General features: G+C 65.3%; 3 protein-coding genes and 1 tRNA gene. All 4 read left to right on the top strand.

Translation table 11 applies throughout. From position 1 onward, the window contains the following. A partial coding sequence (gene rfbA / locus HUU95_RS08450) for a glucose-1-phosphate thymidylyltransferase RfbA (protein WP_174279718.1) occupies nt 1-819 on the top strand: 819 nt, incomplete at its 5' end. Nucleotides 820-872: 53 nt separating this feature from the next. Further along, a complete protein-coding gene (locus HUU95_RS08445; RefSeq protein WP_174279717.1) occupies nt 873-2,240 on the top strand; it encodes a class II 3-deoxy-7-phosphoheptulonate synthase in 1,368 nt (455 codons plus the stop codon). Nucleotides 2,241-2,280: 40 nt separating this feature from the next. Beyond that, nucleotides 2,281-2,356 (top strand) — tRNA-Glu (locus HUU95_RS08440). Nucleotides 2,357-2,454: 98 nt separating this feature from the next. Next, entirely contained in the window at nt 2,455-4,401 is a 1,947-nt protein-coding gene (locus HUU95_RS08435) for a DUF6538 domain-containing protein (RefSeq protein ID WP_174279716.1), read from the top strand. Nucleotides 4,402-4,859: the final 458 nt, after the last annotated feature.

Genomic DNA, 4,859 nt, shown 5'->3' with positions numbered 1-4,859 from the left:
ACGCTGGCGGTGAACAAGCAGCTGCTGCCCGTCTACGACAAGCCGATGATCTATTATCCGCTGTCGGTGCTGATGCTGGCCGGCATCCGCGACGTGCTGATCATCTCGTCGCCGGAGTTCCTCGACAATTATCGGCGCATGTTCGGCGATGGCGGCGCCTGGGGCCTGCGGATGAACTATGCCGAGCAGCCGCGCCCGGAAGGGCTGGCGCAGGCGTTCACCATCGGCCGCGATTTCGTCGGCGACGATCGCGTCGCGCTGGTGCTGGGCGACAACATCTTCTTCGGCGCGCACCTGACCGACCTGCTGGCGAGCGCCGTCGCGCGCGCGGAGGGCGCCACCGTCTTCTCCTACCGCGTCGAGGATCCGGAGCGCTACGGCGTGGTCGAGCTGGCCGGGGACGGCCGCGCCATCTCGCTGGAGGAGAAACCCGCGCGACCCAAGAGCAACTGCGCGGTCACCGGCCTGTATTTCTACGACAACCGCGTGCTCGACTATGCCGCCGACCTCGCCCCCTCCGCGCGCGGCGAATATGAGATCACCGACCTCAACCGCCTGTACATGGAGGCGGGCGACCTGTTCGTCGAGCAGATGGGCCGCGGCTATGCCTGGCTCGACACGGGCACGCACGACAGCCTGCTGGAGGCCGGCGAGTTCGTGCGCACCATCCAGCATCGCCAGGGCATCCAGGTCGCCTGCCTGGAGGAGATCGCGTTCGAACAGGGCTGGATCACGGCGGATCAGGCGCGCGCCGCGGGCGAGGCGCTCAAGAAGACCGCCTATGGCCGCGCGATCCTGGCGGCGGTGGACGGCCACTAGCGTTTTGCCCCCCGCTGGCGCATGGGCCGGCTCGAACAGAGCAAGGTTGTGCCATGCCCGCCTGGGCCCCCGACAGCTGGACCGCGCACGACGCGCGCCAACAGCCCGACTATCCCGACGCGGCCGCCTTGCGCGTCGCGACCGACACGCTGCGCTCCTATCCCCCGCTCGTCTTCGCGGGCGAGGCGCGCAACCTGACGGCGGCGCTGGCGGAAGTGTCGGCGGGTCGCGGCTTCCTGCTTCAGGGTGGCGACTGCGCGGAAAGCTTCGCCGAGTTCCATCCCAACACCATCCGCGACACGTTCCGCGTCATCCTGCAGATGGCCGTGGTCTTGACCTATGCCTCCAAGCTGCCGGTCGTGAAGCTCGGCCGCATGGCGGGCCAGTTCGCCAAGCCGCGCTCGGCGCCGACCGAGACGCAGGCGGGCGACACGCTGCCCGCCTATCGCGGCGACAACGTCAACGACATCGCCTTTACCGCCGAGGGCCGCCGACCGGACCCGCAGCGGATGATCCGCGCCTATTCGCAGGCCGCCGCAACGCTCAACCTGCTGCGCGCCTTCGCGCAAGGGGGCTATGCCAACCTCCACCAGGTGCATCGCTGGACCCATGATTTCCTCGGTTCCAGCCCGTGGAGCCGCAAGTACCGCGAGACGGCCGATCGGATCGGCGACGCGCTGGACTTCATGCGCGCCTGCGGGATCGATCCGGAAACGGTCCCGCAATTGGCCCAGACCGCCTTCTACACCAGCCACGAGGCGCTGCTGCTTCCCTATGAGCAGGCGATGGCCCGGCAGGACTCGCTGACGGGCGATTGGTACGACACGTCGGCGCATTTCCTGTGGATCGGCGACCGCACGCGGTTCGCGGGCTCCGCGCATGTCGAGTTCCTGCGCGGCATCGGCAACCCGATCGGGCTGAAGTGCGGACCTAGCTTGGAGCCGGATGCGCTGCTGCGGCTGCTCGATACGCTCAATCCGCGCCGCGTGCCCGGCCGGATCACGCTGATCACCCGCTATGGCGCGGACAAGATCGAAGCTGCCCTCCCTCGCCTCGTCCGCGCGGTGACGCGCGAAGGGCATCCCGTCGTCTGGTCATGCGACCCGATGCACGGCAACACGATGCAGTCGGCGACGGGCTACAAGACCCGGCCGTTTGAGCGCATCCTCGCCGAGGTGCGCGGCTTCTTCGCCGTCCATCGCGCGGAGGGCACGCACGCGGGCGGCATCCATGCCGAGATGACCGGACAGAACGTGACCGAATGTACCGGCGGCGCGATCGACGTGACCGAACAGAACCTCGCCGATCGCTACCACACCCATTGCGACCCGCGCCTCAATGCGTCGCAATCGCTGGAACTCGCCTTCCTGCTCGCCGAGATGCTCAACGAGGAGCTGGACGCGCGCCGCCAGGCGGCTTGACGCCCGCCGCGGCGTCCCTTACCCGCCCGTCTCCCGCGACGGCCCCTTCGTCTAGCGGTCTAGGACGTCGCCCTCTCACGGCGAAAACACGGGTTCGATTCCCGTAGGGGTCACCAGCTCTCGCCCAAGTCGCTGAGAGCAGCGGAAAAGGTGCGAAATCAATGCTTCGTTAGGTGCCCGGTGCTACAGATGGGTGCTACAAATGGGGCGTCGCATGTCGCATTCGGTGAAGCGGGATGGTTCGAAGTTCGAGCAGTTCCGGATGAGCGTGCCGCCGGACATCCGGCACCTCGTGGGCAAGCGCGAGTGGACTCAATCCCTCAAGACAACCGACCCAGCGGTGGCGAGAACCAAGCGCGCCGAACTCGTCGCCAAGTTCTCCGCCGAAATAAGTCAATTGCGCGAGGGGAACGCTCGGCGCGCAATCGTCGACGCCCTTGTGCACCTTGATCGCGCGTTCGAGCGGTTGGCGACCGTCCGCGGTTCGATGGACAAGGTAATCGCTGAGCAGCTCGGCCTGCTCGCCTCGACTGTGATCGACTCCTGGGAGCCCGCCGCGCCACTTGGCGACCCGCAATCTTGGGGCGACTGGTCAGCAAGGGAAAGGGTGCCCGCCCATGAGCCGGTGCCGTCGATTGAGGACGAAGACGAGCGCGAAGTCTTCCGCCTGCGCGCCTCGCTGTTCGAGGGCACCGGCAAGACCGACGGCATCCTCTACCGCAGGCTTGCGGCGCTCCTGCTGGAACGCCGCGTCTTCAAGCCGATCTGGTTCGCGGTGAGCTATATGAGTTCGGTAATACCGAAGCTTAAGCTCGATCGCGACGACGTGTATGGAGCCGTCGCAGAGGCATACCTGCGGCGACTGGTTGAGCACGTCTTCACAAGTTGGCCGACCCATGCCGAAGCGGCCGTAGAAGCGATCCTAACGATACCCGGCACCCCGCCGTCGACGCATGCCGCCGGGCAGCCGAAGGTTAGGCCGACAGGTGCATGGGCGTTTCCGCTGAACAAGGCGCTGGATGCATGGATAAAGGCGCGCGCGCCGGGCGACTCCGCCGTCGTCGAAGCGAAGCGAGGCATCAGCCGCTTCGTCGCGCTGCTCGGCGACATGGTCCTCGTCGACATTGAGCGGAAGCATGTCCTCGAGTTCCGCGACTTGATAGCGGATATGCCGCCACGGCTTCGGCTGTCTAAACTCGAGGCGTCGGGTCTCACCTTTAGGGAAGCAATCGAGGCATACCGGAGAGTGCTGCAGGAGTGGGAGGACGGCAGTAAGGAGGATTCCGAACCCGAGAGGCTGGCACCCGGCACGGTGAAGAAGGATGTCGGGGCCTTGAGCCAAATCCTGAGCGCGGTGGTTGAGGAAACCGGGACCGGCGTTAACGTCGCTGAGCGTGTGCCCATCCGCGGCTATTCCAAAAAGAGGAGCCGACAGAAGAAGCCGCGACTTTCGCTCACATCGGGGATGATGCAGAAGCTGTTCGACTCTCCCCTGTTCACCGGATGTGCGGGTCGGGCACCTGCTAAGCGGCATGTTCCCGGTCCATACGTCTTTCAGGACGAGCTTTACTGGTCGTTCCTGTTCGGCGTCGTGAGCGGACCGCGGCTGAGAGAGTTCGGCCAAGTCGCACTCGGGGACGTGCACTCGTGCGACATGCGACGGACGTATGGCGACGAGTACGAAGGTAGCTTTACCTACGTCCATATCACGGGGACGGGCGCCGGTCAGAGCACGAAGAACGAAAGCTCCGAACGTTTCGTCGTTATCCATCCGAGGCTGATTGAGCTCGGCTTTGACGATTATGTCGCGCGTCGCCGGGCTGCAGGAAAGACGACGCTGTTCGACTTCGACGGCAAGTCTGCAGCATCGTTCGTCAAGACGCTCAGTAATCGCCTGAACCGATACATCGACAAGGCCGTGACCGACGACGTTCGTTATGTCTTCCATTCGATGCGGCACGAGTTCACCGATCGTGCCGAATTGAGCGAAATACCGGCGCGCGTGGCAAACTCGATCAAGGGACATGCCACCGTCGGCGTCGCCGACTCCTACGGGCTCGTCTCGATGCTCGCGCAGTATCGAAATCTGCAAAAGCTTAGGGTCGAGTTCATCGATTGGGATCGGTTGAACAGCGCCTATCGTCGCGACCTCGCGTCTTGAACAGACAACACTCTCGAATAGAGGCGCCGACCGCGCCGGGACATCGATAATGCTCGCCGAAGATGCGCGGTGGCGACGGGCTCGGTCTTCGGGCGTGCCGGTTCTCTCCTCGCCCGGCCCCTCGCCTTCTCGACCGAGAGCACCAGTCTCTACGACCTTCCCAGCGTCATGCCGCTGTTCAGGTCGTCGTCCTTGAAGCGCCTTGGCTTGGCGGCGAGGACGCTCCTTGCGCCCCGCCAGCGCACGCTGCCACAGCTCCGGACTGACCTCGCCGGGAAGTAGCAAGGCGACCAGCTCGCGCAGTTCCCCCTCCGGGCGCAGGTGCTTCCTGAGCGCGACCACCGAGTCGGCATCCAGGGACAGCCGACCGTTGCGCCAAGCGTGTGGATCGGCGTGCAAAAGGGACCCCCTTAGCGGGGTGATCGGCGTCCAAGAGGGACCCCTCATTTCGATGGCGT

Source organism: Sphingomonas bacterium (assembly GCF_903643065.1).
GTDB lineage: Bacteria > Pseudomonadota > Alphaproteobacteria > Sphingomonadales > Sphingomonadaceae > Sphingomonas.
This window is presented reverse-complemented; position numbering and strand designations above follow the sequence as displayed.